Source organism: Streptomyces sp. NPDC048197, assembly GCF_043202395.1.
Taxonomy (GTDB): domain Bacteria; phylum Actinomycetota; class Actinomycetes; order Streptomycetales; family Streptomycetaceae; genus Streptomyces; species Streptomyces siderophoricus.
Window position 1 is genome coordinate 34377 of record NZ_JBIDAJ010000013.1, and the last position, 26953, is coordinate 61329.

Here is a 26953-nt window from a genome sequence, read left to right on the forward strand (position 1 = left end):
AACCGCGTTGTCGGTGCGATGACGGACAATGGTTCCCATGCCTTCCGCACTGCCTGATGGTGAGCCGATGCCCGACGACGGGGCGCTGCCCGGTCATGCGCTGGCGGCGGCGGCCGGCCGGCCCCTCGGCTTCTATCTGCACGTGCCGTACTGCGCCACCCGCTGCGGCTACTGCGACTTCAACACCTACACCGCGAGCGAGCTGCGCGGCTCCGGCGGGGCACTGGCCTCCCGCGACAACTACGCCGACACCGTCGTGGAGGAGATCCGGCTGGCCCGCAAGGTGCTCGGCGACGACCCCCGCCCGGTCGAGACGGTCTTCGTCGGCGGCGGCACCCCGACCCTCCTCCCGGCCGCCGACCTGGGCCGGATGCTCGCCGCCGTCCGCGAGGAATTCGGCCTGGCACCCGGCGCCGAGATCACCACCGAGGCCAACCCCGACTCCGTCGACCCGCGCTACCTCTCCGAGCTGCGCGCGGCCGGCTACAACCGGGTCTCCTTCGGCATGCAGAGCGCCCGGCAGCACGTCCTGAAGATCCTCGACCGTACGCACACCCCCGGCCGCCCCGAGGCCTGCGTCGGCGAGGCCCGCGCCGCCGGTTTCGAGCACGTCAACCTCGACCTGATCTACGGCACCCCCGGCGAGTCCGACGACGACTGGCGGGCCTCGCTCGACGCCGCGCTCGGCGCCGGCCCCGACCACATCTCCGCCTATGCCCTGATCGTCGAGGAGGGCACCCAGCTGGCCCGCCGGATCCGCCGCGGCGAGGTCCCGATGACCGACAACGACGTGCACGCCGACCGCTACCTCATCGCCGAGGAGCGGCTCACCGCGGCCGGCTTCTCCTGGTACGAGGTCTCCAACTGGGCCACCACCGAAGCCGCCCGCTGCCGCCACAACGAGCTGTACTGGACCGGCGCCGACTGGTGGGGCGCCGGCCCCGGGGCGCACAGCCACGTCGGCGGCGTCCGCTGGTGGAACGTGAAGCACCCCGGCGCGTACGCCCAGGCCCTCGGCGAGGGCCGCTCCCCGGGCGCGGGCCGCGAGATCCTCGCCGACGAGGACCGCCGGGTGGAACGCATCCTGCTGGAACTCCGCCTCGCGGACGGCTGCCCCCTGGACCTCCTCGCCCCGGCGGGCGCCCGGGCGGCCGAGCAGGCACGGGCCGACGGGCTGCTGGAGTCCGGCCCGTACGAGGAGGGGCGGGCCGTCCTGACACTCCGGGGGCGGCTGCTGGCCGACGCGGTGGTGCGGGATCTGGTGGACTGATCACTCGACGGGGTGAAGCCGTGCGTAGTGCCGGTGAGCGCCCCTACGCTGTCCTTAAGCTGCCGTCACAATGGACGCGGCGGGATGTGGAGGGCCACGGAGATGACCGCTGTGGATGATCACCGGATGACCCAGATCTTCCAGAACCTGGAGGTTCCCGAGGGCGTCAAGGTCGAGCTTCTCAGGGGGAACATCGTGATGATGGCGACGCCCGATCTCGTGCACAACGAGATCGTCGAATCGGTTCAGGACCAGATTCCGAGGCAAGCGTGGATGCGTCTCCAGACGCAGGACATCACGATTCCGGGCGAGGCCAGCGAACCCGTTCCGGATCTGGTGGTGCTGCCACGCGATGCTCGTCCGGAATCCGGGCCGCCTCCGTCCGGGGTGATTGCGACAGTCATCGAGGTTGTTTCCAAGACCAGTGTCGATCACGACTACGGAATCAAGCGCTCCATCTACGCCGCGGGCAAGGTCCCGGCCTACCTGATCATCGATCCCATCGTGGCCCACTGCGTCCTGCTCACTCAGCCCGTCGGCGTGGGGGATGAGGCGGACTACCGGACCCAGCAGATCACGAAGTTCGGTGAGCCCCTTCCGCTGCCCCTGCTCGGCCTGGAGCTGGACACCAGCGAGTTCGGGACCCTCAAGGGCGTCAGGCCGCACCGCCGACCGTAACGAAATCAATCAACTCCTCCACCCTCCCCAGGAGTTGCGGCTCCAGGTCCTTGTACGACCGCACGCACGACAGGATCCGCTGCCAGGCCGCACCGGTGTTCTCCGGCCAGCCCAGCGCCCGGCACACGCCCGTCTTCCAGTCCTGGCCATGAGGGACGGACGGCCACCCCGCGATCCCCACGGACGCCGGCTTCACCGCCTCCCACACGTCGATGTACGGATGGCCGACCACGAGTACGTGCTCGCCCGTCACCCCCGCCGCGATCCGGGACTCCTTCGAACCCGGTACGAGGTGGTCCACCAGCACCCCCAGCCGGGCGTCCGGCCCGGGCGCGAAGCCGCGGACGATCGCCGGGAGGTCGTCGATGCCCTCCAGGTACTCCACGACGACGCCCTCGATGCGCAGATCGTCGCCCCAGACCCGCTCGACGAGTTCGGCGTCGTGCCGCCCCTCCACGTAAATGCGCCCGGCGCGCGCGACCCGGGCGCGGGCGCCGGGGACGGCGAGTGAACCCGATGCCGTACGGGCCGGGCCGCTCGGGGCCGGCCGGTTCTGCGGGCGGACGAGCGTGACGACCTTGCCCTCCAGGAGGAAGCCGCGCGGGACCATCGGGAAGACCCGGTGCTTGCCGAAGCGGTCCTCCAGGGTGACCGTCGGGCCCTCGGCGGTCTTCTCACAGCGGATCACCGCACCGCAGAAGCCCGTGCCGACCTCCTCGACGACGAGATCGGGCTCGGCCGGGACCTCCGGCGCGGGCCGCTGCTTCTTCCAGGGCGGGGTGAGGTCGGGGCTGTAGCGCTTGCTCTGCATGGGCTCTTTCTACCGGTCGGCACCCCGGCCCGCGCCGTCCCCGGCCGGTCAGGACGACGGCGGAACGCCGTAGCGGGCGGCCAGGGCGTCCCGCTGGGCGCGCACGAAGGCGGCGTCCACCACGGCGCCGTGGCCGGGCACGTACCGCGCGTCGTCGCCGCCGAGCGCCAGCAGCCGGTCCAGCGCGGCGGGCCACTGCCGGGGCAGCGCGTCGGGGCCGGCGTTCGGCTCGCCGGACTCCTCGACCAGATCGCCGCAGAAGACGATCTCCGCCTCGCCGTGCCGGCCCGGCACCAGGACGGCCAGGTCGTGGGCGGTGTGGCCGGGCCCGACGTTGGCGAGCAGCACCTGCCGGTCGCCGAGCTCGACGGTCAGCTGGCCGTGGACGTGGTGGTGCGGCACGACCAGCAGGTCGGTGGCCTCCGCGGCCGCGTCCCGGTCGACGCCGTGCCGGACGGCGTCGTGCCGCAGCGCGTCCTTGTCCCGGCGGAACAACTCGGCGAGACCGGCCGCGCCGAACACCGCCACGCCCGAGAAGGCCGCGGTGCCCAGCACATGATCGAAATGCGGGTGGGTGAGCGCGACATGCGTCACTTCCCGGCCCAGCACTCCGCGGATCGACCGGCGCAGATCCGCCCCGTCGCGCAGGGTCGCGCCGGTGTCGACGATCATGACGCCGGCCGACCCGGCGATCACCCCCACGGTCTCGTCCCAGCCCGCCATACGGCGCCTGGCGACACCGTCACCGAGCCGTTCCCACCCGGCCTCTTCCCAAGCTGTGCGCATACCGAGACGCTAGCTCCATCGCGATAGCGTTGCCCGCCGGACCGCCCGAAGACGGTCATCGGGTGCGCGCTCCGCGCGGCCGCCCTTGCCGAGGTCGTGCTACCCGGCCGTACACTGGCTCAGGGTCTGGCACTCGGCCCGGGTGAGTGCCAGGAGACGGACGAGACGGCGACGGCCGGCTGGAGGTGCGCGGGATGCTCAGTGAACGCAGGCTCGAAGTGCTGCGCGCCATCGTCCAGGACTACGTCGGGACGGAGGAGCCGGTCGGCTCCAAGGCACTCACGGAGCGCCATCAGCTCGGGGTCTCCCCGGCGACCGTCCGCAACGACATGGCGGCCCTGGAGGAAGAGGGCTTCATCGCCCAGCCGCACACCAGCGCCGGGCGGATCCCGACGGACAAGGGCTACCGCCTCTTCGTCGACAAGCTGGCCGGCGTGAAGCCGCTGTCCAGCCCCGAGCGCCGGGCGATCCAGAACTTCCTCGACGGCGCGGTCGATCTCGACGACGTGGTGGGGCGCACGGTCCGGCTGCTGGCGCAGCTGACCCGGCAGGTCGCGGTCGTGCAGTACCCGTCCCTGACGCGGTCCACGGTCCGGCACGTCGAGCTGCTGGCGCTGGCCCCGGCCCGGCTGATGCTCGTCCTGATCACCGACACCGGACGGGTCGAGCAGCGGCTCATCGACTGCCAGACGCCGTTCGGTGAGACCTCGCTGGCGGACCTGCGGGCGCGGCTGAACAGCCGGGTCGTGGGACGCCGTTTCACGGATGTGCCCCAGTTGGTGCAGGATCTCCCGGAGTCCTTCGAGCAGGACGACCGCGGCACGGTCTCGACAGTGCTGTCGGTGTTGCTGGAAACTCTGGTGGAAGAGACCGAAGAGCGGCTGATGATCGGCGGCACCGCCAATCTCACGCGCTTCGGGCACGACTTCCCCCTGACCATCCGTCCGGTGCTGGAGGCGCTCGAGGAGCACGTGGTGCTGCTCAAGCTCCTCGGCGAAGCCAAGGACTCGGGCATGACCGTACGTATCGGGCATGAGAATGCCCATGAAGGCCTGACGTCCACATCGGTCGTCACGGTCGGCTACGGTTCGGGCGACGAGGCAGTCGCCAAACTCGGCGTGGTCGGACCGACCCGCATGGACTACCCCGGAACGATGGGAGCGGTACGCGCAGTGGCACGTTACGTCGGACAAATCCTCGCGGAGTCGTAAGTGGCCACGGACTACTACTCGGTCCTCGGCATCAGCCGTGACGCCTCGCAGGACCAGATCAAGAAGGCCTTCCGTCGGCTGGCGCGCGAGCTGCACCCGGACGTGAACCCGGACCCGAAGACCCAGGAGCGGTTCAAGGAGATCAACGCCGCTTACGAGGTCCTGTCGGATCCGCAGAAGAAGCAGGTCTACGACCTGGGCGGCGACCCGCTCTCGCAGGCCGGCGGCGGTGGCGCGGGCGGCTTCGGGGCCGGCTTCGGCAACTTCTCCGACATCATGGACGCGTTCTTCGGCACGGCTTCGCAGCGCGGTCCGCGCTCGCGCACCCGCCGCGGCCAGGACGCCATGATCCGGCTCGACATCGAGCTGAACGAAGCGGCCTTCGGCACGACCAAGGACATCCAGGTCGACACCGCCGTGGTCTGCACGACCTGCACCGGCGAGGGCGCCGCCCCCGGCACCTCGGCGCAGACCTGTGACATGTGCCGCGGCCGCGGTGAGGTCTCGCAGGTCACCCGGTCCTTCCTGGGCCAGGTCATGACGTCCCGCCCGTGCCCGCAGTGTCAGGGCTTCGGCACGGTCGTGCCGACGCCGTGCCCGGAGTGCGCGGGCGACGGCCGGATCCGGTCCCGCCGTACGCTGACCGTCAAGATCCCGGCCGGTGTCGACAACGGCACCCGGATCCAGCTCGCCGGCGAGGGCGAGGTCGGCCCCGGCGGCGGCCCGGCCGGCGACCTCTACGTCGAGATCCACGAGCTGCCGCACCCGGTCTTCCAGCGGCGCGGCGACGATCTGCACTGCACGGTCACCATCCCGATGACAGCGGCGGCGCTGGGCACGAAGTGCCCGCTGGAGACGCTGGACGGGGTGGAGGAGATCGACGTCCGGCCCGGTACCCAGTCCGGCCAGTCGATCCCGCTGCACCAGCGCGGTGTGACCCATCTGCGCGGCAACGGCCGGGGCGACCTGATCGTCCACGTCGAGGTCCAGACGCCGACCAAGCTCGACCCGGAGCAGGAGGAGCTGCTGCGGCGGCTCTCCAAGCTGCGCGGCGAGGAACGCCCCACGGGCCAGTTCCAGCCGGGCCAGCAGGGGCTGTTCTCGCGCCTGAAGGACGCGTTCAACGGGCGGTAGGCGGTTCGGCGTCAGCCCGCGCGTGAGCGGGCTGCCTGCCCGTACGCGAGCAGAGCGCGCCAGACTGTGAGGTGCCGGACGGGATACGGAATACCCGCCCGGCACCTCGGCGTTGTGGCCCCGCAGGGGGCCCTCGCGTCCCCTACGGGATCTGTTCGACCACCCCCTAGGGGCCGGCCTTGCCCCCGCTCAGCCCCTGATGCGGGGCGACGGTGCCTCCCGTGACACGATGTGGTCATGCCCAGCGCACTGACCGATCTCTGCCGCTACCCGATCGTGCAGGCCCCCATGGCGGGCGGCGGCTCGGGACCCGCACTGGCCGCCGCCGTCTGCGGCGCCGGCGGTCTCGGCTTCCTCGCCGCCGGCTACAAAACCGCCGACGGCATGTACCAGGAGATCAAACAGCTGCGGTCGCTGACCGACCGGCCCTTCGGCGTCAACCTCTTCATGCCGCAGCCGTCGCTCGCCGACCACTCCGCCGTCGAGGCGTACCGCGAACAGCTCGCCGGCGAGGCCACGTGGTACGAGACCGAGCTCGGCGACACCGACGGGCCCACCGACGACGGCTACGAGGCCAAGCTCGCGATCCTGCGTGAGGACCCGGTGCCGGTGGTGTCGTTCACCTTCGGCTGCCCCTCGCGCGCGGTCCTCGACGCCTTCGCGAGGGTGGGCACGTACACCATCGTCACGGCCACCACGGCGGCCGAGGCGCAGGCCGCGCAGTGGTCCGGTGCGGACGCCGTCTGTGTGCAGGGCGTGGAGGCGGGCGGCCACCAGGGCACCCACCGCGACGACCCGCACGCCGACGGGACCGGCGCGGGGCTGGGCCTGCTGGCGCTGCTCGGGCAGGTCCGGGAGGCCGTGCAGATCCCGGTGATCGCCGCGGGCGGGCTGATGCGCGGGGCGCAGATCGCGGCGGTGCTGGCCGCCGGGGCGACCATGGCGCAGCTCGGCACCGCCTTCCTCACCACCCCGGAGTCGGGCGCCAACCCGCTGCACAAGCAGGCGCTGACCAACCCCCTCTTCACCCACACGGAGCTGACCCGGGCGTTCTCCGGGCGGCCGGCCCGCGGCCTGGTGAACCGTTTCCTGCGGGAGCACGGCCCGTACGCACCGGCCGCCTACCCCGCGGTCCACTACCTCACCTCCACGGTGCGCAAGGCCGCGGCCAAGGCCGGCGACGCCCAGGGGCTGAACCTGTGGGCGGGGCAGGGGCACCGGCTGGCCCGGGAGATGCCGGCCGCACGGCTGGTGGAGGTCCTCACGGCCGAACTCGACGCGGCGCGGGCCGGGTTGAGCCGCACCGGGGCCGGGACTGCGGAAACCGGGGCCGGAAGTGCGGGATCCGGTGACTCGCCGGCTGCCGGGGGCACCGCATGACTGCGCCCGTGTTCCTCGTCGAGTCGCTCGCGCACGTACGGGCGGGCGGTACGGTCACCGTCGACGGGCCGGAGGGCCGGCACGCGGTGTCGGTGCGCCGGCTGCGGGCCGGCGAGGAGGTCGTACTGACGGACGGTCAGGGCACCGGCGCGTACGGCACGGTGGCTGCCGCCGAGGGCAAGGACCGGCTGACCGTCGCGGTCGCCGAACTGCGTACCGAGGAGGCGCCGGAACCGACCATCACGGTCGTCCAGGCGCTCCCCAAGGGCGACCGGGGCGAGCTGGCCGTCGAGACCATGACCGAGACCGGGGTGGACGCCATCGTGCCCTGGCCGGCGGCGCGTTGCGTCACCCAGTGGAAGGGCGAACGGGCCGCCAAGGCGCTGGGCAAGTGGCGGGCCACGGCCCGTGAGGCGGGCAAGCAGTCCCGCCGGCTGATCTTCCCGGCGGTCGCGGACCCGCTGTCCACCAAGCAGGTGGCCGCCCTGCTCGCCGACGCCGACTTCGCGGCCGTGCTCCATGAGGAGGGCAGCGCCCCGCTCGCCACCGCGGAACTCCCGGCCACCGGCCGGATCGTGCTGGTCGTGGGGCCCGAGGGCGGGGTGTCCCCGGAGGAGCTGGCCCTCTTCGCCGAGGCCGGTGCCAGGCCGTACCGCCTGGGCCGGACCGTCCTGCGCACCTCCACGGCCGGCACCGCGGCCACCGCCCTCCTGCTGGGCCGCACGGGACGCTGGGGCTGAGCCCCGCGCCCGTCCGGCCGCAGCGGCTCACTTCCCGTTGTCCTCGGCGAGGGTGTGGGCCACGAGGGCGTTGGCGTGGCCGTGGCCGAGGCCGTGCTCGGTCTTGAGCCAGGTGACGAGTTCCCCGTGCCTGGCCGGCGGCGCGGAGCGGATGAGTTCCTTCCATGCGGCTATCGGGCGGCCGTACTTCTTCTCGATGGAGGGGAAGTAACTGGCGGGGCCCTTGACGGCGTCGGTCATATGACGGTCTCCGTTCTTCTGCAGGGGTCGCGTGGGGGTCGCCCCGTCGTCAGGGCTGGAGGTTCGCCGGCCGGTGGCGCAGCAGGACCACCTGGGAGTCGAAGGTCCTGGACTCGACGAGGCGCAGGTTCATCCGCTCCTGCGGTGTGCTGAAGACGGGCCGGCCGCCGCCCAGCACGACCGGGTGGACGAAGATCTGGTACTCGTCGATCAGCCCGTGCCGGGTGAGGAATCCGGCGAGCTCCGAGCCGCCGAACAGCAACAGGCGGGCCCCGCTCCGCTTGAGGGCGGTGAGTTCCTCGACGACGTTCGTGCCGATCACGCGGGTGTTCCAGTCGGCCTGCTCCAGCGTCGAGGAGACAACGATCTTTGGTGCGCTGCGCCATACGGGGGCGAAGGCCAGGTCGTGTGCGTCGGTGGAGTACTCCTCCGCCCGGGGCCAGAAGCCGGCCATCATGTCCCAGACCTTGCGGCCGTACAGGAACTGGTCGGCCTCGGTCGTGAGTTGGAGTGAGTGGGCGGAGAGTTCGGGGCCCATGAGGGGCCAGTCGAAGGCGCCGTCGGGGCCTTCGATGTAGCCGTCCAGTGACTGGTGCACGAAGTGGGTGATCTTGCCCATGGGGTTCTCCCGGTGATGGCCGGCCGTCAACGGGCCGAAGCGGGGGCGGTGGCGGGAGCGTACGTGAGGATCTGCGCGCCGCTGCGGAAGGTGGTGGTGCCGAGCGGCCGGAGTGTCTTCCTCGGGGAGCTCTCGGTGAACAGGCGCTTGCCGGTGCCTTCGACGACCGGGTGCGTCCACAGGCGGAGTTCATCGATCAGGTCGTGCGCCAGGAGGGTGTTGACGAGCCCGCCGCTGCCGTAGACGAGCAGGTCCTGACCGTCCTGCTGCTTCAGCCCGGCGACGGCGGTGGGGAGGTCGCCGGTGAGGAAGGTGGCGTTCCACTCCGGTGTGTCGAGCGTCGTGGTGGCGACGTACTTGGGCAGCGCGTTCATCCGCTCGGCGAAGCCGTCCTCGTCGGTCATCGTCGGCCAGGCGGCGGCGAATCCCTGGTAGGTCACCCGGCCCAGCAGCAGGGCGTCGGCGGCGAAGAGCTGGCCGCGGGCGAACGCGGCGGCTTCCTCGTCGAAGAACGGGGCCGTCCAGGCCGGGTTCTCCACGACGCCGTCGAGCGTGATGTAGAGCGATGCGATGACCTTGCGCATGCGAGGCTCCCCCTTGATTGCGGGCACGGACCTGCCCATGTGTACGATGTCCACAAATGGGGAACGCAGTGATCCGCGGCCCCTGTTCGATCATGCGGAAGCCTAGACGAGTTAAGTGGATGCTGTCCACATTGGATGACCCCTCGATGTCCACACGGGAGGGGCGTCCCCGTGGATGACCACGTTGGAGGGGTAATGGCGGCGGAGAGCGGCAGGGCGAGGCGGACCACCTACCGCCACGGCGATCTCCGCAACGCCCTCGTCGAGGCCGGACTCGAACTGGCCCGGGAGGGCGGCCCCGAGGCGGTGGTACTGCGCGCCGCGACCCGCCAGGCGGGCGTCGTGCCCAATGCCGCCTACCGGCACTTCGCCGACCGCGGCGCCCTGCTGCACGCCGTCTCGCAGGCCGCCATGGCCCACCTCGCCCGCACCATGGAGGCCGAGCAGGACGCACTGCCGCCGGCCCCGGACGCCGCGGCCGCCGCACGGGCCCGCTTCCGGGCGGTCGGCACCGGCTATCTGCGCTTCGCCCAGGAGGAACCGGGCCTGTTCCGCACCGCGTTCCACGTCCCCGGCGACATGACGTACGCCGCCGACGACACCGCCGCGGGCGGCAGCGGCCGGACCCCCTTCGAGCTCCTGGGTGCGGCCCTCGACGACCTCGTGGAGAACGGCCTGCTGCCCGAGGACCGGCGCCCCGGGGCGGAGTTCCTCGCCTGGTCGGCCGTCCACGGCCTGGCCGCGCTCCTCATCGACGGGCCCCTGCGCGGCCTGTTGCCCTCCCAGGTCCACGACGCGGGCCAGCACGTCATCGACATGATCGAACGGGGCATCTGAGCCCGCCGCACCGCGCCCGCCCCCACGCAACGGTGCGCCGACCGGCCTCAACGACCCGTCGGCGCACCGCCGTTCACGAAGCGGAAGCCGCTCCGTCCGTCAGCTCAGCAGCTCGGCCGTCAGCGTGATGTTCTTGACGCCGGCCAGTGCCTGGCTCACCGGGCAGTTCTTCTTGGCGTCCTCGGCCGCGGCCTGGAAGTCCTCCTCGGACAGGCCGGGGACCCGGGCCTTGACGGTCAGCGCGATCGAGGTGATGCCCTCACCGGGCTGGAAGGTCACGTCGGCCTGGGTGTCCAGGGCCTCGACGGTGTGGCCCTTGCCCGCCAGGCCGTGCGAGAAGGCCATGGAGTAGCAGGACGAGTGGGCCGCCGCGATCAGCTCCTCGGGGCTGGTCACGCCGTTCGGCTGCTCCGCGCGGGCGGGCCAGTTCACGTCGTACGTACCGACCTTGGAGGACTCCAGGGCGACGGTGCCCTTGCCCTGGAGGAGGTTGCCTTCCCAGTGGGTCTTGGCGGTGCGCGTGGTTGCCATGGTGCATAACTCCCGGTTGTGGGCGAAAGCGATCAAGGCCAGCTTAGTGATCCCGGTCCCCCCGTCGCTGCGACGCCCCACCCGGCTCGCCCGGTAGCATCCGAGGCCGTGCGCACCGTGCGTACGAGGGATGAGCTGGGAGGAGCCAACGGTGGCGGGAGAACCGCAGGCCGATTGCCTGTTCTGCAAGATCGTGGCCGGGGAGGTGCCGGCGACCATCGTCCGCGAGACCGCGACCACCGTCGCGTTCCGCGACATCAACCCCCAGGCCCCGACGCACGTCCTGATCATCCCCAAGGTGCACCACCCGGACGCCGCGGCCCTCGCCGCCGCCGAACCGCAGGTCGTCGCCGACATACTGTGCGAGGCCCGGAAGGTCGCCGCCGAGGACGGGGTCGAGGAGACCGGCTACCGGGTGGTCTTCAACACCGGCTCCGGCGCCGGCCAGACCGTCTTCCACGCCCATCTGCACGTCCTGGGTGGCCGCGGCCTCCAGTGGCCCCCCGGGTAACCAGCCATGTCCGTACGTGAACTGGTCGTCCTCGGCACCGCCAGCCAGGTCCCCACCCGGCATCGCAACCACAACGGCTATCTGCTGCGGTGGGACGGCCAGGGGCTGCTCTTCGACCCCGGCGAGGGGACGCAGCGCCAGATGCTGCGCGCCGGGGTCGCGGCCCACGACCTCAACCGGATCTGCATCACCCACTTCCACGGCGACCACTCGCTCGGGCTCGCCGGGGTGATCCAGCGGATCAACCTCGACCGGGTGCCCCACCCGGTCACCGCCCATTTCCCGGCCAGTGGCCAGCACTTCTTCGAGCGGCTGCGCTACGCGACCGCCTACCGCGAGACCGTTCGGCTGGTCGAGCGGCCGGTCGCGGCCGACGGCGAGCTGGACCGCTGCGCCTCGTACACCCTGCAGGCGCGGCGGCTGTCGCACCCGGTCGAGTCGTACGGCTACCGGCTGGTGGAGCCGGACGCACGCCGGATGCTGCCGGAGCGGCTGGCGCAGCACGGCATCACCGGGCCGGACGTCGGGCGCCTGACGCGGGAGGGGGAGCTGAACGGCGTCACCCTCGACGAGGTGAGCGAGCACCGCCCCGGCCAGCGGTTCGCGTTCGTGATGGACACCCGGATGTGCGAGGGCGTCGAGGCGCTCGCGGAGGGCGTGGACATGCTCGTCATCGAGTCCACGTTCCTGGACGGCGACGCTCAACTCGCCGCGGATCACGGGCACTTGACGGCGGGGCAGGCCGGCGGGGTGGCGGTGCGGGCCGGGGTGCGGCATCTGGTGCTGACGCACTTCTCGCAGCGTTACGACGACCCATCGGAGTTCGCGCGGCAGGCCCGTGCGGCGGGGTACGACGGTGAGCTGACGATCGCCAGGGACCTCATGCGCGTGCCCGTGCCCAGGCGACGCTGAGCACGGGCACGTGGCCCCGGCCTGCCGTTACGGCAGGTAGTACATCGGGTTCGGCATCTTGAACGTCCGGTGGGCGTAGCCGCCGTCCAGGTCGCTGTACTGGTCACCGAAGTTGGCGACGATGTCGTAGCCCAGGGACTCGATGTGCTTGCGGGTGCCCGACTTGTACTCGACGGTCGTGCAGGTGCTGCCGCAGGGCAGGTAGGCCGGCGGGTGCTCCTTGTCCTTCAGGTAGACGTGCGTCCGGTCCAGCGGGACGCCGTAGCCCACGTTCTTGAGGTTGCGCACGCTCCAGTCGCGCTGGGCCTCCTTGCGGCCGGTGATGAAGAAGACCTCGGCGCCCTTGTCGCGGGCCCGGTTGACGAGCCGGTTCATGCCGAAGACCGGGTCCATGTCGGTGTGCTCCAGGTACGTGTCCTGGCTCTGCGGGGTGAAGGCGAAGCCGACCTGGAGCTCGTAGTTGTACGTGAGCAGGGTGGTGTCGTCCATGTCGAGGACGATCGCGGGCCTGGTCTTCTTGCCGGCCCGGGCCTGGCGGGCGAGCGCCTTGTCCAGGTAGGTGCGGGCCTTGGCCTCGATGCCGCGGACCTGGCGGGCGTAGTTGCTGTGCGGGGAGGCGTAGTGCTGGCCGTCGGCCGTGACCGTGTCGCCGTAGTACGCCTTGATCTTGTCCTGGACCTGCGTGAGGTTGGGGATCTCCTTGTCGGTCCGCGGGACGGAGTGCTCGGCGGTGGCCTGACCGATGCCGAAGACGGCGGTGCCGGCGACGAGGGCGGCGACCGTCGTGGCACCGAGGCGGGTGCGGCGCGACAGGGCGGGGCGGAGGCGACCGGGACGGAAGCGGTCGGGACGGGGCATGCGCGGCTCCTCTTGGAGAAGAAGGGGGGTGGGTCCCAGGGCCTGAGGCGGCTGACGGCCCCTCATTCCTTGGTCTACGCGCGGAGATTCAACCCTTGGCGGGAAGTTCCCGCAAGAGGTGGGGCCTTGACGGTCCGAAGGGGCCTCCGTAGCCTCCACCTGCATGCATGGATGATGTTTATATGCGTGAATGGCGTGCCGCTGCCGACCATGCCACCGGTCCTGTCGCCGACCGTGCCCCCGTACCCGTAGGAGCCCCGGATGACCGACGCCCCGCATCCCCTCGCCATCGCCGAGGTCCGGCTCACCCCGGTCCTGGTGGCCGACCCGCCCCTGCTCAACACCCAGGGCGTACACCAGCCGTACACCCCGCGGCTGATCATCGAGCTGGTCACCGAGGCGGGGGTCACCGGGCTCGGCGAGACCTACGGGGACACCGGCTATCTGGACCTGGCCCGGCCGCTGGCCGCGGCACTGACCGGCCGGCGGGTCACGGATCTGAACGGACTGCCCGCGCTCGCCGCCGAGGTGTGTGGGGGCTCACCGGCAGTCACCGGCGACTCGCCGGTCGCCACCGACGCCGACGCGGTGCACGCCGGCGGACTGCGCGGCGCCCGGACCGCCGAAAAGCTACGGCTGTCGGTCCTCTCCGGCTTCGAGGTCGCCTGCCTGGACGCCTGGGGCAAGGCCACCGGACTGCCGGTCCACGCCCTGCTCGGTGGCAAGGTCCGGGACCGCGTGGAGTACGGCGGGTACCTCTTCTACCGCTGGGCCGGACACCCCGGCGGCCGCGGCGAACGGGACGACTGGGGCGCGGCGCTCGACCCGGCCGGCGTGGTGGCCCAGGCCCACCGCTTCGCCGACACCTACGGCTTCACGTCCTTCAAGCTCAAGGGCGGCGTCTTCGAGCCCGCGCACGAGGTCGCCACGATCCGTGCGCTGGCCGCCGCCTTCCCCGGGCGGCCGCTGCGGCTCGACCCCAACGGCGCCTGGAGCGTGGCCACTTCGCTCAAGGTCGCGGACGAGCTGGCGGACCTGCTGGAGTACCTGGAGGACCCGGCCGGCGGGACCGCGCGGATGGCGGAGGTGGCGGCCGGCACCCGCCTGCCGCTGGCCACCAACATGTGCGTGACGACCTTCGACGAGATCGCCGAGGCGTTCCGCCGCCGCGCCGTCCAGGTGGTGCTCTGCGACCACCACTACTGGGGCGGGCTGCGCGCCACCCGCGAACTGGCCGCCGTCTGCCGCACCTTCGGCGTCGGCCTGTCCATGCACTCCAACACCCACCTGGGCATCAGCCTGGCCGCGATGACCCAGGTGGCGGCGACCGTGCCGGACCTCCACCACGCCTGCGACACCCACTACCCCTGGCAGACCGAGGACGTCCTCACCGAGCGGATCGCGATCCGCGACGGCAAGGTGGCCGTCGGCGACGCCCCCGGTCTCGGCGTCACCCTCGACCGGGACCGGCTCGCCGCGCTGCACCACCGCTGGCTGGCCGACGACGGGGGCCTGCGCGACCGCGACGACGCCGCCGCGATGCGCCACGCGCAGCCGGACTGGACCGTCCCGGCCGTCCCGCGCTGGTGACCGCGGCCGGCGGCGGGCCGTGAGCGGGCCGGGTACGGACGCGGGCTGTCCTACGTACGCATGCCCGGCCCGGACGCGGCCGCCGCCCGCGGGGATCATGAACCCGGCCGTGGTCCTGTGCGTGGTCGCCCGGCACGCGTACGGTGAGGCACGGCTCAGTGGCAGCGCGCCACAGTGGTCCCGTAGTGATCTTTGAAAGGGGCTGTTCCGATGGCACAGGAAGTGCGCGGCGTGATCGCGCCGGGGAAGAACGAACCGGTCCGGCTGGAGACGATCCTGGTGCCGGACCCGGGACCCGGCGAGGCCGTGGTGAAGGTCCAGGCGTGCGGGGTGTGCCACACCGATCTGCACTACAAGCAGGGCGGCATCAACGACGAGTTCCCGTTCCTGCTCGGCCATGAGGCGTCCGGGGTCGTGGAGTCGGTCGGCGCCGGGGTCACCGACGTCGCGCCGGGGGACTTCGTCATCCTCAACTGGCGTGCGGTGTGCGGCCAGTGCCGGGCCTGTCTGCGCGGCCGCCCCCAATACTGTTTCGACACCCACAACGCCCGCCGGAAAATGACGCTGAAGGACGGCACGGAGCTGACGCCGGCGCTGGGCATCGGTGCCTTCGCCGACAAGACGCTGGTCGCCGCGGGGCAGTGCACCAAGGTCGACCCGGAGGTGTCGCCCGCGGTGGCCGGCCTGCTGGGCTGCGGGGTGATGGCCGGTATCGGTGCCGCGATCAACACCGGCGGGGTCACCCGCGGCGACTCGGTCGCGGTCATCGGCTGCGGCGGGGTCGGCGACGCGGCCGTGGCCGGCGCCCGGCTGGCCGGCGCGGCCCGGATCATCGCCGTCGACATCGACGACCGCAAACTGGACATCGCGCGCACCATGGGCGCCACCCACACCGTCAACTCCCGTACCACCGACCCCGTCGAGGCGATCCGCGAACTGACCGGCGGGTTCGGCGCGGACGTCGTCATCGAGGCGGTCGGCCGCCCCGAGACGTACAAACAGGCCTTCTACGCCCGCGATCTGGCCGGCACGGTCGTCCTGGTGGGCGTGCCCACCCCGGACATGACCCTGGAACTGCCGCTCCTGGACGTGTTCGGCCGCGGCGGCGCGCTCAAGTCCTCCTGGTACGGCGACTGCCTGCCGTCCCGCGACTTCCCGATGCTGATCGACCTGCACCAGCAGGGCCGGATCGACCTCTCCGCGTTCGTCACCGAGACCATCGGCATCGACGACGTCGAGCGGGCCTTCGACCGGATGCACGCGGGCGACGTGCTGCGTTCGGTGGTGACGCTCTGATGGCGGCGCGGATCGACCACCTCGTCACCTCGGGGACGTTCTCGCTCGACGGCGGCACCTGGGACGTCGACAACAACGTGTGGATCGTCGGGAACGACGACGAGGCGATCGTCATCGACGCCGCGCACGACGCCGACGCCATCTTCGAGGCGCTGGCCGGCCGGACGCTGCGCGCGATCATCTGCACCCACGCGCACAACGACCACATCGACGCCGCCCCGGCGCTGGCCGCCCGCACCGGCGCCCGGATCCATCTGCACCCGGCCGACCTGCCGCTGTGGAAGATGACCCACCCCGGCACGGTCCCGGACGCGGACCTGACCGACGGCCAGGTCCTGACCATCGCCGGTACGGACCTGACCGTGCTGCACACGCCGGGTCACGCCCCCGGCGCGGTCTGCCTGTACGCCCCCGACCTGCGCACCGTCTTCACCGGCGACACCCTCTTCCAGGGCGGCCCCGGCGCCACCGGCCGGTCCTTCTCGGACTTCCCGACGATCGTCACCTCGATCCGGGACCGGCTGCTGACCCTGCCACCGGAGACGGCGGTGCGCACCGGGCACGGCGATCCCACGACGATCGGGGACGAGGCGCCGCACCTGGACGAGTGGGTCAAACGGGGGCACTGAGGGGCGGAGCGGGCGGGCGGTCCGGGGCCCGGGGCCGGTGCCCGGGGGCGGGGCCGGAGAGGCCCCTGGCGGTGACGGAGACGCGGGTCGCTGCGGGCGCGGGCCTGTAGGGGGCGGACCCGCTGGGGGCGGACCCGTAGGGGGCGGACCCGTAGGGGGCGGTCGAACAGATCCCGTAGGGGTTGCGCGGGCCCCCTGCGGGGCCACAACGCGGCGCGGGGAGAGGGTATTCCGCGTGCGGAGGACGTTCTCCTCCGGAGGGCATTCCGGCCCGGGGGGCCGGTGTGTCGGAGGCCGGGGCGTTCGAGGCCGGTGCGGCTGAGGTGGGTCCGGCGCCTCAGTCCTCCTTGGCCGCCCGTTCCAGGATGCGGGCGGCCACCGCGGGGGAGTCCACCAGCGGGTGCAGCGCCAGGGCGCGCAGGGCCGCGCCGCGGTCCTTGCGGGTGGCGGCCACCACCGCCGCCCGTTCGACCGCCTTGACCTGGAGCATCAGCCCCAACTGGTCCTCGCGCAGCGGGGCGCAGGGCAGCGGCCGGGCGCCGTGCGCGGTCACCTCGCACACCGTCTCCACGATCGCTTCCGGCGCCAGTTGCGGCACCGTCGTGCCGTTGCGGACGTTCAGGATCAGCCGGGTGCCGCTGTTGCGCACGATGGCGTGCATCAGCGCCAGCGCCACCCGGTCGTAGCCGCCGCCCTCCAGGTCGTGGCTGTCGCGCTGCCAGCCGCCGGTGGCCTCCCGGCTGTGCGCCATGTACGTCTCCTCGCGCTCCAGCCGGGTCCGCTCCCACAGTGCGTACACCGCGTCCGGGCCGCCGGCCGCCGCGGCCCGCTCGAAGAAGCCGCCCTGCTGCTGGTCGAGGAACTCGCCGCGGGTCTCCCGGGTGTCCCGGAGGGAGTCGAGGGTCTCGCGGCGGAAGTAGTAGTAGTGCAGGTACTCGTTCGGGAGCGCGCCCAGGGTCTGCAGCCATTCCGCGCCGAACAGCCGGCCCTCCTCGAAGGAGGCCAGGGCGGCGTCGTCGGCCAGCAGGCGCGGCAGCAGTTCGGAGCCCTCGAACGTCAACGACCGCAGCCAGCCGAGGTGGTTGAGGCCGACGTAGTCGTAGCCGACCCGGCCGCTGTCGAAGGCCGCCGGGTCCAGCCCCGCCGCCCGCGCGGCCCGGCGCACCAGCCCGACGGGGGAGTCGCAGATCCCGATGACGCGGTCGCCGAGCACCTGGGACATCGCCTCGGTCACCATGCCCGCGGGATTGGTGAAGTTGATGACCCAGGCCGCCGGCGCGAGCTGGGCGACCCGCTCGGCGATGTGCAGCGCCACCGGGATCGTCCGCAGGCCGTACAGGACCCCGCCCGCGCCCACCGTCTCCTGGCCCAGCACGCCCTCGGCCAGCGGGATGCGTTCGTCGCGTATCCGGCCGGCCGTGCCACCCACCCGGATCGCCGAGAACACGAAGTCCGCCCCGGCCAGCGCCTCGTCCAGGCTCTGCGCGACCCGGACCGGTACCGGTGCCGGATGCCCCTCGGCCAGCCGCGTCAACACCTCGGCGATGACCGCCACCCGCCGGGCGTCGGTGTCGTGCAGCACCACCTCGGAGACGGAGTCCGCCGGGTCGGCCAGGAGCGCGCGGTAGACCAGCGGCACCCGGAAACCGCCACCGCCGAGAATCGTGAGCCTCATGGGGCGGAACGTACCGCAGCATCAGGCACACTGGCGGCACGTGCCGATACGAGAGGGGCGAGCACGGTGACCAGCCGACGTGATGTCCACCCGCCCACGGGCCCGGCCGGGACGCCACCGGGCCTCGACCCGCTGGCCGAGGTGCGGGCGGAGGGTGATCCGCGCACCGACGTCTACCTCACCGGCACGGTCTTCCTGGACATCATCTTCACCGGCCTGGATTCCGCCCCGGTCCGCGGCACAGAATCCTGGGCCCGCGGCATGGGCTCCAGCCCCGGCGGCGTCGCCAACATGGCCACCGCCCTGGCCCGGCTCGGGCTGCGCACCTCCCTGGCCGCCGCCTTCGGCGACGACAAGTACGGCGAGTACTGCTGGGAGGCGCTCGAAGAGGGCGAGGGCATCGACCTGGCGCTGTCACGCACGGTCCCGGGCTGGCACTCCCCGGTCACCGTCTCCATGGCGTACGAGGGCGAGCGCACGATGGTCTCGCACGGCCATCAGGCGCCGCCCCCCGACTTCACCTTCGACGGCCGGCACGCGCCGGGCTGCCCACCGCCGTCCCGGGCCTGCGTCGCCTCGCTGGTGCCCGGCCGGCGGGAGCCCTGGCTGGAGTGCGCGGCCGGCCGCGGCAGCCGGATCTTCGCGGACGTCGGCTGGGACGACAGCGGCCGCTGGGACCCGGCCGACCTCGCCGACCTCGAACACTGCGAGGCGTTCCTGCCCAACGCCGAGGAGGCGATGCGCTACACCCGCACGAGCTGCCCGCGCGCGGCCGCCCGCAAGCTGGCCGACCGGGTGCCGCTGGCCGTCGTCACGCTGGGCTCGGAGGGTGCGTACGCGGTGGACGGGCGGACCGGCGAGACCGCCGAGGTGCCCGCGATCGCGGTGGAGGCGCTGGACCCGACCGGTGCCGGCGACGTCTTCGTCGCGGGCTTCGTCACCGGCACCCTGGCCGACTGGCCGCTGACCGACCGGCTGGCGTTCGCCGGGCTGAGCGCCGCGCTGTCGGTGCAGGAGTTCGGCGGGTCGCTGTCCGCGCCGGGCTGGGCGGAGATCGCCACCTGGTGGCAGCAGGTGCGGCTGTGCGAGGCGGGTGCCCCGGGCGCGCTGCGCCGGCAGTACGCCTTCCTCGACGAGGTGCTGCCCGCCGCCTACCGTCCGGCGCCGCTGGCCCGCGCGGTCCCCACGCTCGGCTTCCGCCGCCCGGCCTGAGCCCCGCGCCGGGACCCGAAGCGGTATCGGAAGCGGCATCGGAAGCGGTTCCGCGCCGATCACCGTCCCGCGTCGAAAACCCAGGTCAGAACGGCCGCCAGGAAAAACTCTCGGGCCTGTCGGTGCCCCGTCGTACTCTTGTATCGCAAGGAGGCCGTGCCGTCAGGCACCTCCTCGGCACGTCTTCATGAGCAAAGGATGGGGGTTGAGCAGGCCACCGAGCCGCCCTATGACGCAGACACCCATGGAACCGCAGGCGAGCGCCCAGTTCACCGTCCCGGCCAAGCACCCGATGGTGACGGTCCTGGGGTCCGGCGACTCGCTCCTGCGAGTGATCGAAAAAGCCTTCCCGGCGACCGACATCCACGTCCGGGGCAACGAAGTCAGCGCGGTCGGCGACGCCCGGGAAGTGGCCCTCGTCCAGCGCCTTTTCGACGAGATGATGCTGGTGCTCCGCACCGGACAACCGATGACGGAGGACGCGGTGGAACGCTCGATCGCCATGCTGCGCGCGGCGGAGAACGGCGAGGGCGCCGGGAGCGAGACACCCGCCGAGGTACTCACCCAGAACATCCTCTCCAACCGCGGCCGGACGATCCGTCCCAAGACCCTCAACCAGAAGCGCTATGTCGACGCCATCGACAAGCACACCGTCGTCTTCGGCATCGGCCCGGCCGGTACCGGCAAGACGTATCTCGCGATGGCCAAGGCCGTCCAGGCGCTCCAGGCCAAGCAGGTCAACCGCATCATCCTGACCCGCCCCGCGGTCGAGGCCGGCGAGCGGCTGGGCTTCCTGCCCGGCACCCTCTACGAGAAGATCGACCCGTATCTGCGCCCGCTCTACGACGCGCTGCACGACATGCTCGACCCCGACTCCATCCCGCGCCTGATGGCCGCGGGCACGATCGAGGTCGCACCGCTGGCGTACATGCGCGGCCGGACGCTGAACGACGCGTTCATCATCCTCGACGAGGCGCAGAACACGAACCCCGAGCAGATGAAGATGTTCCTCACCCGCCTCGGGTTCGAATCGAAGATCGTCGTCACCGGCGACGTCACCCAGGTCGACCTCCCCGGCGGCACCAAGAGCGGTCTGCGCCAGGTCAGGGAAATCCTGGAGGGCGTCGACGACGTGCACTTCTCCCTGCTCACCAGCCAGGACGTGGTCCGGCACAAGCTCGTCGGCCGTATCGTCGACGCCTACGAGAAGTACGACAGCCGCAACGGCCAGTGAGCCGGACGCACCGCGCGAACGAGAAGCGAGACGCAACGCCCCATGTCCATCGACGTCAACAACGAATCCGGCACCGAGGTCGACGAGCAGGCGATCCTGGACGTCGCCCGCTACGCCCTCGGCCGGATGCGCATCCACCCGCTCTCCGAGCTGTCCGTGATCGTCGTGGACGCCGAGGCCATGGAGCAGCTCCATCTGCAGTGGATGGACCTGCCCGGCCCGACCGATGTCATGTCCTTCCCGATGGACGAGCTGCGGCCGCCGGCCAAGGACGACGAGGAGCCCCCGCAGGGCCTGCTCGGTGACATCGTGCTCTGCCCGGAGGTCGCCAAGAAGCAGGGTGAGGAGGCGCCGACCGCGCACAGCATGGACGAGGAGCTCCAGCTGCTGACCGTGCACGGCGTCCTCCACCTCCTCGGTTACGACCACGAGGAGCCTGACGAGAAGGCCGAGATGTTCGGCCTCCAGGCGGCGATCGTCGACGGCTGGCGCGGTGAGCGGGGGCTGACCGGCCCCTCGCCGGCGCCCACCGTGACCTGACGGGCGTCCGCGATGACCACCCAGCTGATCGCGGTCGCGGTCCTGCTCGTCGTGATCGCCTGGCTCGCCGCCTGCGCGGAGGCCGGCCTGGCGCGTACGACGAGTTTCCGCGCCGAGGAGGCCGTCCGTTCCGGCCGCCGCGGCAGCGCCAAGCTCGCCCAGGTCGCCGCCGACCCCACCCGCTACCTCAACGTCGCCCTGCTGGTGCGGGTCGGCTGCGAGATGGCCGCCGGCGCCCTGGTCACCTACGCCTGCCTGCGCTCGTTCGACGAGACCTGGCAGGCGCTGACCGTCGCCATCGCCGTGATGGTGCTGGTCAGTTATGTCGCGGTCGGCGTCTCGCCGCGGACGATCGGCCGCCAGCACCCGCTGAACACCGCCACCGCGGCCGCCTACGTCCTGCTGCCGCTGGCCCGCATCATGGGCCCGATCCCGCAGCTGCTGATCCTCATCGGCAACGCCCTCACCCCCGGCAAGGGCTTCCGCAAGGGTCCCTTCGCCTCCGAGGCCGAGCTGCGCTCGCTGGTGGACCTCGCGGAGAAGGAGTCGCTGATCGAGGACGAGGAGCGCCGGATGGTGCACTCCGTCTTCCAGCTCGGCGACACCCTCGTCCGCGAGGTGATGGTGCCGCGCACCGACCTGGTGTCCGTCGAGCGGTTCAAGACCATCCGGCAGGCGCTGACCCTCGCCCTGCGCTCCGGTTTCTCCCGTATCCCGGTGACCGGCGAGAACGAGGACGACATCGTCGGCGTGGTCTATCTGAAGGACCTGGCCCGCAAGGTCCACATCAGCCGCGACGCGGAGACCGAGCTGGTCTCCACGGCCATGCGGCCCGCGGTCTTCGTGCCCGACACCAAGAATGCCGGCGATCTGCTGCGCGAAATGCAGCAGGACCGCAATCACGTCGCGGTGGTCATCGACGAATACGGCGGCACCGCCGGAATCGTCACCATCGAGGACATTCTCGAAGAGATCGTCGGCGAGATCACCGACGAATACGACCGCGAATTGCCGCCGGTCGAGGACCTCGGTGACGGCCGCTACCGCGTCACGGCCCGCCTCGACATCGGCGACCTCGGCGAGCTCTACGGCCTGGTGGAGCTGGACGACGAGGACGTCGAGACGGTCGGCGGGCTGCTGGCCAAGCTGCTCGGCCGGGTCCCGATCGCCGGCGCCACGGCCGAGGTCGACCTCTCCGAGACGGCCGCCGACCCCGAACTGAAGGGGCTGCGGCTGACCGCCGAATCACCGGCCGGCCGCCGCAACAAGATCGTCACGGTGCTCTGCGAGCCGGTGCGGGCCACGGATGCCGGAGAGCTCTCCGCATAATTCCGGCACATCCGGGAAATGACCCGACGGTAGCCGATGAGATCCGACGGGATAACGCCTCGCTGCGCCCCGCTCCCCATGTGCGGCGTTACTTATCTCCGGTGCAGCAGAAATGTTCTGGAAGCCATTTCCGGTGGGGCTGGATTCTTCGCGGCGGGCCGTGGAAGGATCTTCGGGCGGTCGCCGAAAGGCGGCCGTCCTGCGGGAGAGAAATCGTCCGAGAGATCTTGCCGCGCAGGTTGCCCCGGCACGGGGGACCGGGGCAGCCACCTTCTTCCTCACGTCGCGGGGCCGGCGCATATGCTCGCCGGTATGACCGAAGCCGCACCGCTGGACCCCGAAGACCGCAAGATCATCACGCTCGCGCGCTCGGCGCGGGCCCGTAACGGCGTGCCCGAGGGCGCCGCCGTACGCGACGAGACCGGCCGCACGTACGTCGCCGGCACCGTCGCGCTGGACTCGTTGCAGCTCAGCGCCCTGCAGACGGCCGTGGCGATGGCGGTCGCCAGCGGCGCCACGTCACTTGAGGCGGCAGCCGTGGTCACCGACGCCGAGCGCGCCACGGACGCGGACCGCGCGGCCGTCCGGGACCTCGGCGGCCCCGGGACGCCGGTCCTCGTCGCGGGCCTCGACGGCACCCTGCGCACCACGGTCCCGGCGGGCGAGGCGTAACCCGGGCGCACCGGACCGTGGAGCGTGGGGGAGGGCTCCCGCCATGGCCCCTCCCGGGCGGCCAGGCGATAACGATCGGCAGGGCACAACCATCCGCGGTCCGCGGTCCGTAACCGTCGACGGTCCATCATCATGGGCGGTCCATAACCGTCGGCTATCACCGTACGTCTTGGACGTGTCCGGGCCGGGGCGGCAAGGATCAGGGGTGTCAGCAGCCGTCGCCGGCCCCGTCGCCGGCCCGCGCCCACCAGGAGCCCGCCGTGACCGCCGCAACCGCCCTCCCCGCCCGCACCCTGGGCGGCCTCACCAGCTCCGCCATCGGCTTCGGCGCGATGGTCCTCTCGCCCGGCGTCTACGGCGAGACCGACGAGCAGCGCGGCACCACCGCCCTGCTCTCCGCCCTCGACGAGGGCGCCACCCTGATCGACACCGCGGACGGCTACGGCCCCGACGGCCACAACGAGCAGCTGATCGGCCGGGCGTTGCGCGGCCGCCGCGACGAGGTCGTGCTCGCGACCAAGTTCGGCTTCCGGCTCCCCGAGGGCGTCGCACCGCACCCCTTCCCGGTCAACTACGGCTTCGGCGAACTGGCCGTGAATGCCGACCCCCGGCACGTACGCGGCTACGCCGAGGCATCGCTGCGCAATCTGCGGACCGAGGTCATCGACCTCTACTACCCGCACTACCCGGACCCGCAGGTTCCGTTCGAGGACACCGTCGGTGCCGTCGCCGAGCTGATCGACGCCGGTCTGGTCCGTCACCTGGGCCTGTCCAATGTGACCGCCGACCAGCTGCGGCGCGCGCACGCGGTCCGCCCGGTGGCCGCCGTCCAGGTCCAGTGGTCGATGTGGCAGCCCATCGACGCCGAGCTGCTCGCCACCGCCCGCGAACTGGGCGTGGGCATCGTCGCCTGGAGTCCGTTGGGCAGCGGGTTCCTCACCGGCACCGTCCAGCAGGTCGCCGGGGACGACTTCCGCCGCCATCTGCCGCGCTTCGACGCCGCCAACCTCAAGGCCAACCAGGACCGCTTCGCGCCTATCCGGGGCCTCGCCGAGGACCTCGGCATCTCCTCCGGCCAGCTGGCGCTGTCCTGGCTGCTGCACCAGGACGAGCACGTCGTGCCGATCCCCGGCAGCCGCACCCCGGCGCACATCGCGGAGAACCTCGCCGCCGCCCGGATCGCCCTGTCCGCCGACGCCCTCGCCCGGATCGATGCCGCGCTGAAGGACACCACGTTCGAGGGCACGGCGGCGGTCGTCGACTGAGCGTCCGGCCCGGATGGTCGGAGTGGCGTCCGGGATCGGGGAGAATGGGCGCCATGAGCGTTCGTACAGACTCCTCCGCCGCCCACCGGGCCGGCTTCGCCTGCTTCGTCGGCCGCCCCAATGCGGGCAAGTCGACCCTTACGAACGCTCTCGTGGGTACGAAGGTGGCGATCACCTCCAACCGCCCGCAGACCACCCGGCACACGGTCCGCGGCATCGTGCACCGCCCCGAGGCCCAGCTGGTCCTCGTCGACACCCCGGGCCTGCACAAGCCGCGCACCCTGCTCGGCGAGCGGCTCAACGACGTCGTCCGCACCACCTGGTCCGAGGTCGACGTGATCGGCTTCTGCCTGCCCGCGGACCAGAAGATCGGCCCCGGCGACCGGTACATCGCCGGTGAGCTGGCCGAGATCAAGAAGACCCCCAAGGTCGCCATCGTCACCAAGACCGACCTGGTCGACTCCAAGACGCTGGCCGCCCAGCTGATCGCCATCGACCAGCTCGGCAAGGAACTGGGCATCGAGTGGGCCGAGATCATCCCGGTCTCGGCGGTGGGCGACACCCAGGTCTCCCTGCTCGCCGATCTGCTGGTGCCGCTGCTGCCCGAGGGCCCGGCGCTCTACCCCGAGGGCGACCTCACCGACGAGCCCGAGCAGGTCATGGTGGCCGAGCTGATCCGCGAGGCCGCGCTGGAGGGCGTCCGCGACGAGCTGCCGCACTCCATCGCCGTCGTCGTCGAGGAGATGCTCCCGCGCGCGGACCGCCCCGCCGACAAGCCGCTCCTGGACGTGCACGCCAACGTCTACATCGAGCGCCCCAGCCAGAAGGGCATCATCATCGGCCCCAAGGGCAAGCGCCTGAAGGAGGTCGGCACCAAGTCGCGCAAGCACATCGAGGCACTTCTCGGCACACCGGTCTTCCTCGACCTGCACGTCAAGGTCGCCAAGGACTGGCAGCGCGACCCGAAGCAACTGCGGAAGCTGGGCTTCTAGTTCGCCGCGCGACGCGAGCCGGACCGCCGGCGGGCGCAGGGAATATCCCCCGCCCCGCCCCCTCACCCCACCCCCCGAATCCGCCGTACCAGCAGCGCTCCCAGCAGGCCGATCGCTGCTGCCACGGCGTACAGCGTCCGGTAGCCGCCGAGGTGTACGAGGGGTGCGGCCAGGGCCGGGGCGGCCACCTGGGGCAGGGAGTTGGCGATGTTGATGACGCCGAGGTCCTTGCCGCGATGGGCCGCGGCCGGCAGGACGTCCATCATCAGTGCGAGGTCGACGGACGTGAAGACCCCGAATCCGATGCCGAGCAGCGCCGCGGCGCACAGGGCGCCCGGCCAGGTCTGCCAGACGGCGAGCAGCGCGGTGGCCACCGTCATGATCACCCCGGCGCCCAGGACGAACGGCTGCCGCCGCCCGATCCGGTCGGACCAGATCCCGCCGACGACGACCGTGGTCAGCAGCGTCACGCCGTTCACGGCGGTGAGCACCAGCACCCCGCCGTCCGGGTCGGCCCGCCGCAGCACATCGCGCAGGTAGTACAGCAGGTAGAGCAGCGCCAGCGCGTTGCCCAGGTTGATCAGGAACCGGGTCAGCCAGGCCCAGCCCAGGTCCGGATGGCGCCGCGGGCTGATCCAGAAGCCGGTGACCAGGGCGCGCCAGGACATCTCCGGCCGTCGCTCGGCCGGCAGCACCGCGTCCCGGTGCCCCAGCACGTACGGCAGGGTGCCCAGCACCACGAACCCGGCGCAGGCCAGATAGCCGGCCCCGAGCCCGCCCGCGACGGTCGCCAGGCCGGTACCCGCCACCACCCCCAGGATCTGCGCGGCGCCCAGCCAGCCGCCCACCGCTCCCCGCTGCCGGTGCGGCACCCGGTCGGGCACGGCGGCGGTGATCGCCGCGAACGCCGCGTTGAGCGCGAGCTGTACGGCACCCCAGGCCAGCGCCATCGCCAGGACCGTACGGGCTGCCGCCAGTGCCGCCAGCGCGGCGGCGCCCGCGACAACTCCCGCCACGATCCAGGGAGTTCGCCGCCCGTAACGGGAGGTCGTACGGTCCGACAGCGCGCCGAAGAGGGTATTGGCCACCAGGGAGACGGCGGCCCCCACGCCGGTCACCCAGGCCAGCACGGATTCCTTGGGCATACCGGCGGCCGGTGCCGCCACCTCCGCCGCCTGCCAGGCGAGCAGTATTTGCAGCGGCCCGTACCAGCCCGCCCAGATCGCCCCGTTGGCCAGCGCCAGGGACGCGGTCCACCCGGACCCGACCGGCGCGGACGGCTCGGCCAGCGGATCCGGCGCCGCGACCCGGCTCCGCCACCGGGCCGCTCCGGCACGCCGGCCCACCGGACCGCGCCCGCTCGCCTCCGTCGCCCGGCCCGTCCGGCCCACCCGGCCTCCGCCGTCCGCCCCCGTGG

28 protein-coding genes are annotated in these 26953 nt (G+C 72.0%); 19 read left to right on the forward strand and 9 right to left on the reverse strand.

The features are described from left to right. Nucleotides 1-37: 37 nt before the first annotated feature. Both hemW and ACGF4C_RS18850 read left to right on the forward strand, forming a co-directional pair. On the forward strand, nucleotides 38-1270 hold the full coding sequence (gene hemW / locus ACGF4C_RS18845) for a radical SAM family heme chaperone HemW (protein WP_393567563.1): 1233 nt from the start codon (nucleotides 38-40) through the stop codon (nucleotides 1268-1270). 84 nt (nucleotides 1271-1354) lie between these two features. After that, nucleotides 1355-1948 (forward strand): Uma2 family endonuclease, encoded by a 594-nt coding sequence (locus ACGF4C_RS18850; protein ID WP_393567565.1) that lies wholly within the window; start codon nucleotides 1355-1357, stop codon nucleotides 1946-1948. On the opposite strand, the gene ACGF4C_RS18855 is transcribed toward ACGF4C_RS18850, so the two are convergent. Together ACGF4C_RS18855 and ACGF4C_RS18860 are read right to left on the reverse strand one after the other, a co-directional pair. Then, the gene (locus ACGF4C_RS18855) at nucleotides 1926-2759 is read right to left on the reverse strand and encodes a DUF3097 domain-containing protein (RefSeq protein WP_393567567.1); all 834 of its coding nucleotides are present in this window, start codon (nucleotides 2757-2759) and stop codon (nucleotides 1926-1928) included. The two genes, ACGF4C_RS18850 and ACGF4C_RS18855, sit on opposite strands and share 23 nt — an antisense overlap. 48 nt (nucleotides 2760-2807) lie before the next feature. Further along, a complete protein-coding gene (locus ACGF4C_RS18860; RefSeq protein WP_393567569.1) occupies nucleotides 2808-3545 on the reverse strand; it encodes an MBL fold metallo-hydrolase in 738 nt (245 codons plus the stop codon). A 194-nt stretch (nucleotides 3546-3739) separates the two neighbouring features. On the opposite strand from ACGF4C_RS18860, the gene hrcA reads away from it, so the two are divergent. The 4 genes from hrcA to ACGF4C_RS18880 all read left to right on the forward strand — a co-directional run bounded on the left by hrcA (nucleotide 3740) and on the right by ACGF4C_RS18880 (nucleotide 8010). Then, nucleotides 3740-4756, forward strand: a complete 1017-nt coding sequence (gene hrcA, locus ACGF4C_RS18865) for a heat-inducible transcriptional repressor HrcA (RefSeq protein WP_393567571.1) — start codon at nucleotides 3740-3742, stop codon at nucleotides 4754-4756. Beyond that, a complete protein-coding gene (gene dnaJ / locus ACGF4C_RS18870; RefSeq protein WP_393567573.1) occupies nucleotides 4757-5890 on the forward strand; it encodes a molecular chaperone DnaJ in 1134 nt (377 codons plus the stop codon). A gap of 237 nt (nucleotides 5891-6127) precedes the next feature. Next, a complete protein-coding gene (locus tag ACGF4C_RS18875; protein WP_393567575.1) occupies nucleotides 6128-7270 on the forward strand; it encodes a nitronate monooxygenase in 1143 nt (380 codons plus the stop codon). Further along, nucleotides 7267-8010: a 16S rRNA (uracil(1498)-N(3))-methyltransferase gene (locus tag ACGF4C_RS18880; RefSeq protein WP_393567576.1), complete on the forward strand. Its 744-nt coding sequence runs from the start codon at nucleotides 7267-7269 to the stop codon at nucleotides 8008-8010. The genes ACGF4C_RS18875 and ACGF4C_RS18880 overlap by 4 nt, the downstream gene beginning before the upstream one ends. A gap of 27 nt (nucleotides 8011-8037) precedes the next feature. Here the strand turns inward: ACGF4C_RS18880 and ACGF4C_RS18885 are convergent, their stop codons facing one another. Genes ACGF4C_RS18885 through ACGF4C_RS18895 form a run of 3 tightly spaced genes read right to left on the reverse strand, consistent with a single transcriptional unit; the run spans nucleotide 8038 to nucleotide 9453 of the window. Next, nucleotides 8038-8250, reverse strand: a complete 213-nt coding sequence (locus ACGF4C_RS18885) for a DUF4287 domain-containing protein (RefSeq protein WP_393567577.1) — start codon at nucleotides 8248-8250, stop codon at nucleotides 8038-8040. A 49-nt stretch (nucleotides 8251-8299) separates the two neighbouring features. Beyond that, nucleotides 8300-8869 (reverse strand): dihydrofolate reductase family protein, encoded by a 570-nt coding sequence (locus ACGF4C_RS18890; RefSeq protein ID WP_393567578.1) that lies wholly within the window; start codon nucleotides 8867-8869, stop codon nucleotides 8300-8302. Between the two features lie 26 nt (nucleotides 8870-8895). Continuing rightward, nucleotides 8896-9453 (reverse strand): dihydrofolate reductase family protein, encoded by a 558-nt coding sequence (locus ACGF4C_RS18895; protein ID WP_393567579.1) that lies wholly within the window; start codon nucleotides 9451-9453, stop codon nucleotides 8896-8898. 195 nt (nucleotides 9454-9648) lie between these two features. Between ACGF4C_RS18895 and ACGF4C_RS18900 the strand changes: the two genes are divergently transcribed. Beyond that, nucleotides 9649-10290 carry a TetR/AcrR family transcriptional regulator gene (locus ACGF4C_RS18900; protein WP_393567581.1) on the forward strand — a complete coding sequence of 214 codons (642 nt, stop codon included), beginning with the start codon at nucleotides 9649-9651 and terminating at the stop codon, nucleotides 10288-10290. Between the two features lie 99 nt (nucleotides 10291-10389). Here the strand turns inward: ACGF4C_RS18900 and ACGF4C_RS18905 are convergent, their stop codons facing one another. After that, complete coding sequence (locus tag ACGF4C_RS18905) at nucleotides 10390-10821, reverse strand: OsmC family protein (RefSeq protein ID WP_393567583.1); 432 nt, start codon at nucleotides 10819-10821, stop codon at nucleotides 10390-10392. A gap of 151 nt (nucleotides 10822-10972) precedes the next feature. Here ACGF4C_RS18905 and ACGF4C_RS18910 point away from each other — a divergent pair, with 151 nt between their 5' ends. After that, nucleotides 10973-11332: a histidine triad nucleotide-binding protein gene (locus tag ACGF4C_RS18910; RefSeq protein ID WP_393567584.1), complete on the forward strand. Its 360-nt coding sequence runs from the start codon at nucleotides 10973-10975 to the stop codon at nucleotides 11330-11332. A gap of 6 nt (nucleotides 11333-11338) precedes the next feature. After that, nucleotides 11339-12244 (forward strand): ribonuclease Z, encoded by a 906-nt coding sequence (locus ACGF4C_RS18915; RefSeq protein WP_393567585.1) that lies wholly within the window; start codon nucleotides 11339-11341, stop codon nucleotides 12242-12244. Between the two features lie 27 nt (nucleotides 12245-12271). Here the strand turns inward: ACGF4C_RS18915 and ACGF4C_RS18920 are convergent, their stop codons facing one another. Further along, nucleotides 12272-13102 (reverse strand): HAD family acid phosphatase, encoded by an 831-nt coding sequence (locus ACGF4C_RS18920; RefSeq protein WP_393567587.1) that lies wholly within the window; start codon nucleotides 13100-13102, stop codon nucleotides 12272-12274. Nucleotides 13103-13363: 261 nt separating this feature from the next. On the opposite strand from ACGF4C_RS18920, the gene ACGF4C_RS18925 reads away from it, so the two are divergent. From ACGF4C_RS18925 to ACGF4C_RS18935, 3 genes are all read left to right on the forward strand, one after another. Continuing rightward, complete coding sequence (locus ACGF4C_RS18925) at nucleotides 13364-14692, forward strand: enolase C-terminal domain-like protein (protein WP_393567588.1); 1329 nt, start codon at nucleotides 13364-13366, stop codon at nucleotides 14690-14692. A 210-nt stretch (nucleotides 14693-14902) separates the two neighbouring features. Further along, on the forward strand, nucleotides 14903-15988 hold the full coding sequence (locus ACGF4C_RS18930; RefSeq protein ID WP_393567590.1) for an S-(hydroxymethyl)mycothiol dehydrogenase: 1086 nt from the start codon (nucleotides 14903-14905) through the stop codon (nucleotides 15986-15988). Continuing rightward, a complete protein-coding gene (locus ACGF4C_RS18935) occupies nucleotides 15988-16617 on the forward strand; it encodes an MBL fold metallo-hydrolase (protein WP_393567591.1) in 630 nt (209 codons plus the stop codon). The genes ACGF4C_RS18930 and ACGF4C_RS18935 overlap by 1 nt, the downstream gene beginning before the upstream one ends. Before the next feature lie 337 nt (nucleotides 16618-16954). Here the strand turns inward: ACGF4C_RS18935 and ACGF4C_RS18940 are convergent, their stop codons facing one another. Next, nucleotides 16955-18292 carry a 6-phospho-beta-glucosidase gene (locus ACGF4C_RS18940; RefSeq protein WP_393567593.1) on the reverse strand — a complete coding sequence of 446 codons (1338 nt, stop codon included), beginning with the start codon at nucleotides 18290-18292 and terminating at the stop codon, nucleotides 16955-16957. A 66-nt stretch (nucleotides 18293-18358) separates the two neighbouring features. On the opposite strand from ACGF4C_RS18940, the gene ACGF4C_RS18945 reads away from it, so the two are divergent. The 7 genes from ACGF4C_RS18945 (at nucleotide 18359) to era (ending at nucleotide 25536) form a co-directional block, all read left to right on the forward strand. Then, a complete protein-coding gene (locus ACGF4C_RS18945; RefSeq protein ID WP_393567595.1) occupies nucleotides 18359-19504 on the forward strand; it encodes a carbohydrate kinase family protein in 1146 nt (381 codons plus the stop codon). A gap of 229 nt (nucleotides 19505-19733) precedes the next feature. Next, nucleotides 19734-20738: a PhoH family protein gene (locus ACGF4C_RS18950; RefSeq protein ID WP_362144401.1), complete on the forward strand. Its 1005-nt coding sequence runs from the start codon at nucleotides 19734-19736 to the stop codon at nucleotides 20736-20738. Between the two features lie 42 nt (nucleotides 20739-20780). Continuing rightward, nucleotides 20781-21278 (forward strand): rRNA maturation RNase YbeY, encoded by a 498-nt coding sequence (ybeY, locus tag ACGF4C_RS18955; protein ID WP_030415187.1) that lies wholly within the window; start codon nucleotides 20781-20783, stop codon nucleotides 21276-21278. Nucleotides 21279-21290: 12 nt separating this feature from the next. Beyond that, nucleotides 21291-22607, forward strand: coding sequence for a hemolysin family protein (locus tag ACGF4C_RS18960; RefSeq protein ID WP_393567596.1), 1317 nt, complete (start codon nucleotides 21291-21293; stop codon nucleotides 22605-22607). Nucleotides 22608-22919: 312 nt separating this feature from the next. After that, the gene (locus ACGF4C_RS18965) at nucleotides 22920-23279 is read left to right on the forward strand and encodes a cytidine deaminase (RefSeq protein ID WP_037840377.1); all 360 of its coding nucleotides are present in this window, start codon (nucleotides 22920-22922) and stop codon (nucleotides 23277-23279) included. 260 nt (nucleotides 23280-23539) lie between these two features. Then, a complete protein-coding gene (locus ACGF4C_RS18970; RefSeq protein ID WP_393567597.1) occupies nucleotides 23540-24544 on the forward strand; it encodes an aldo/keto reductase in 1005 nt (334 codons plus the stop codon). A 53-nt stretch (nucleotides 24545-24597) separates the two neighbouring features. Beyond that, nucleotides 24598-25536, forward strand: coding sequence for a GTPase Era (gene era / locus ACGF4C_RS18975; protein ID WP_030415191.1), 939 nt, complete (start codon nucleotides 24598-24600; stop codon nucleotides 25534-25536). 62 nt (nucleotides 25537-25598) lie between these two features. On the opposite strand, the gene ACGF4C_RS18980 is transcribed toward era, so the two are convergent. Then, nucleotides 25599-26882 carry an MFS transporter gene (locus ACGF4C_RS18980; RefSeq protein WP_393567752.1) on the reverse strand — a complete coding sequence of 428 codons (1284 nt, stop codon included), beginning with the start codon at nucleotides 26880-26882 and terminating at the stop codon, nucleotides 25599-25601. Nucleotides 26883-26953: the final 71 nt, after the last annotated feature.

Excerpts from the sequence above, each read along its gene's own strand:
- hemW (WP_393567563.1), top strand. The coding sequence starts at position 38 with ATGCCTTCCGCACTGCCTGATGGTGAGCCGATGCCCGACGACGGGGCG.
- ACGF4C_RS18850 (WP_393567565.1), top strand. The coding sequence starts at position 1,355 with ATGTGGAGGGCCACGGAGATGACCGCTGTGGATGATCACCGGATGACC.
- ACGF4C_RS18855 (WP_393567567.1), bottom strand. The coding sequence starts at position 2,759 with ATGCAGAGCAAGCGCTACAGCCCCGACCTCACCCCGCCCTGGAAGAAG.
- ACGF4C_RS18860 (WP_393567569.1), bottom strand. The coding sequence starts at position 3,545 with ATGCGCACAGCTTGGGAAGAGGCCGGGTGGGAACGGCTCGGTGACGGT.
- hrcA (WP_393567571.1), top strand. The coding sequence starts at position 3,740 with ATGCTCAGTGAACGCAGGCTCGAAGTGCTGCGCGCCATCGTCCAGGAC.
- ACGF4C_RS18875 (WP_393567575.1), top strand. The coding sequence starts at position 6,128 with ATGCCCAGCGCACTGACCGATCTCTGCCGCTACCCGATCGTGCAGGCC.
- ACGF4C_RS18880 (WP_393567576.1), top strand. The coding sequence starts at position 7,267 with ATGACTGCGCCCGTGTTCCTCGTCGAGTCGCTCGCGCACGTACGGGCG.
- ACGF4C_RS18885 (WP_393567577.1), bottom strand. The coding sequence starts at position 8,250 with ATGACCGACGCCGTCAAGGGCCCCGCCAGTTACTTCCCCTCCATCGAG.
- ACGF4C_RS18890 (WP_393567578.1), bottom strand. The coding sequence starts at position 8,869 with ATGGGCAAGATCACCCACTTCGTGCACCAGTCACTGGACGGCTACATC.
- ACGF4C_RS18895 (WP_393567579.1), bottom strand. The coding sequence starts at position 9,453 with ATGCGCAAGGTCATCGCATCGCTCTACATCACGCTCGACGGCGTCGTG.
- ACGF4C_RS18900 (WP_393567581.1), top strand. The coding sequence starts at position 9,649 with ATGGCGGCGGAGAGCGGCAGGGCGAGGCGGACCACCTACCGCCACGGC.
- ACGF4C_RS18905 (WP_393567583.1), bottom strand. The coding sequence starts at position 10,821 with ATGGCAACCACGCGCACCGCCAAGACCCACTGGGAAGGCAACCTCCTC.
- ACGF4C_RS18915 (WP_393567585.1), top strand. The coding sequence starts at position 11,339 with ATGTCCGTACGTGAACTGGTCGTCCTCGGCACCGCCAGCCAGGTCCCC.
- ACGF4C_RS18920 (WP_393567587.1), bottom strand. The coding sequence starts at position 13,102 with ATGCCCCGTCCCGACCGCTTCCGTCCCGGTCGCCTCCGCCCCGCCCTG.
- ACGF4C_RS18925 (WP_393567588.1), top strand. The coding sequence starts at position 13,364 with ATGACCGACGCCCCGCATCCCCTCGCCATCGCCGAGGTCCGGCTCACC.
- ACGF4C_RS18930 (WP_393567590.1), top strand. The coding sequence starts at position 14,903 with ATGGCACAGGAAGTGCGCGGCGTGATCGCGCCGGGGAAGAACGAACCG.
- ACGF4C_RS18935 (WP_393567591.1), top strand. The coding sequence starts at position 15,988 with ATGGCGGCGCGGATCGACCACCTCGTCACCTCGGGGACGTTCTCGCTC.
- ACGF4C_RS18940 (WP_393567593.1), bottom strand. The coding sequence starts at position 18,292 with ATGAGGCTCACGATTCTCGGCGGTGGCGGTTTCCGGGTGCCGCTGGTC.
- ACGF4C_RS18950 (WP_362144401.1), top strand. The coding sequence starts at position 19,734 with ATGACGCAGACACCCATGGAACCGCAGGCGAGCGCCCAGTTCACCGTC.
- ybeY (WP_030415187.1), top strand. The coding sequence starts at position 20,781 with ATGTCCATCGACGTCAACAACGAATCCGGCACCGAGGTCGACGAGCAG.
- ACGF4C_RS18960 (WP_393567596.1), top strand. The coding sequence starts at position 21,291 with ATGACCACCCAGCTGATCGCGGTCGCGGTCCTGCTCGTCGTGATCGCC.
- ACGF4C_RS18965 (WP_037840377.1), top strand. The coding sequence starts at position 22,920 with ATGACCGAAGCCGCACCGCTGGACCCCGAAGACCGCAAGATCATCACG.
- era (WP_030415191.1), top strand. The coding sequence starts at position 24,598 with ATGAGCGTTCGTACAGACTCCTCCGCCGCCCACCGGGCCGGCTTCGCC.